At 67.6% G+C, this 1,633-nt stretch carries 1 protein-coding gene; it reads right to left on the reverse strand.

What is annotated here, in order from left to right:
* The coding region (locus VXC91_RS45325; RefSeq protein ID WP_329513165.1) for a reverse transcriptase N-terminal domain-containing protein at nt 1-844 on the reverse strand (844 nt) is incomplete at its 3' end.
* Nucleotides 845-1,633 lie beyond the last annotated feature (789 nt).

Genomic DNA, 1,633 nt, shown 5'->3' on the forward strand with positions numbered 1-1,633 from the left:
GATCATCAGCGTATCTGATCAGGACCGGGGAGCCCGGCACCGCGCTTCCGGCATCACGATGCCCGGCGGGGTGGTACCGGACCCCGGCGGCCTGCTCCATCCCATGCAAGGCCACGTTCATCAACGCGGGGCTGATCACGCCGCCTTGAGGGGTCCCCTCGTCGGTGGGGGTGAACCAGCCGTGTTCGACCACACCGGCCCTCAGCCACCGCGCGACCAGACCCCGGGCGGGGAACGTGCCGAGCGAGGCTAGAAGGTGATCATGGTCGATTTTGTCGAACGCCGCCGCCAAGTCCGCGTCCAGCACCCATGGCCGTTTGCAGCGTGCGCCACGGGTGGTCACATAGATGGCCTGGATCGCGTCCTGACAGCCACGGCCGGGCCGAAATCCATAGGATCTCGACTCGAACCGTGCCTCCCACTCGGGCTCCAACGCGTTCGACGCCAGGGCTTGAAGGCTCCTGTCGGCGATCACGGGAATCCCGAGGCCGCGCCGACGCCCGTCGGGCTTCGGCACGTACACCCGCTTGACAGGCTTGGGCTTCCACGCGGCGGCACGGTGCTGTATCCAGTCGGCCAACTCGGCCTTGCCCTGGGGCAGCAGCACCACCCTTCCGTCGACGCCCGCTGTCGCGCGGCCAGCGTTGACCTCCGTGACCCGGCGTACGCTCAACAGCGTGTTCGCGCGGGAACGGAGCATCAACTTCTGGAGATTGCGGACCCTCTTCAGGTCCCCTGCCTGCGATGCCGCGAAGATCCTCTGCCGCAGACGCCGTACGTCGTCCTCAACCTGCCGCCAATCGATCGCGGTCCAGTCGATGACTTCGTCCTCGGGTCCGTTCACCACGCCGACGGCAGACGCGACGGTCTGTGCCGCCCCGTCCGTCGGTGCCGCCGTGGTGTCCAACTTGTCCCTCGGTTCCGGTGTCGTTGTTCATCGAGTCCTCGCAGGCTCACCCGATCCACGTCAGCGCCCTTTCGGGCCGGGGCAGGTGCCCCTATCCGGCCAGTTATGCGGGAGCCGCCGGGGGAGGTCCCGGCTCGCGGCCCCGGTTTTCTGTTGCCTTTCGGCCACCGGCATTCGCTTCTTGGATCATCCTGCGCCCGCTGGGGAGTTGGGCCTTCCTCACGGTCGGCTTACCAGGCGAACCCGCCGCCTGGACCCCATCGGGGTTGTTGTGTTGCACATGAGTAAGACGCGACCGGGCAGGACGCCCCCTTTACTCCGAGGACGGCGGTGCGCTCCCGACCAGCAACTACGCTCTGGCCGGCGCCTGCCGCTTTCCAGCGGCCAGTCCCTGCGGCCCCGCTGGAACATCCCACCGGCGGGGGTCACTGTCACGAAGCCTCATCGGAGGTTCACTTGCGTTCGCCCATCACCCCGCTCGGCCTGGATGGCCGCACGGGGCCGGGAACAGCCGATTCAGTGTTCCCGCCGGTCTTCTCCTTGCCTGTAACCCCCGGGTGGAACAAGGGCCCTTGGGCTTCTTCCCCGGGCTTCGCACCTCGCAGTTACCCGCGACGCACGCCGAGGCGGAGACGGGCCATGCGCACTGGCCCGGGTACTACACCTTCGGCATCAGCCGAACTCCATCAGTGCCTCCCACTTCGCTCAAGCACCCTCACATCGCAC

The sequence above is a fragment of the Streptomyces chiangmaiensis genome (assembly GCF_036281785.1).
Lineage (GTDB): Bacteria > Actinomycetota > Actinomycetes > Streptomycetales > Streptomycetaceae > Streptomyces > Streptomyces chiangmaiensis.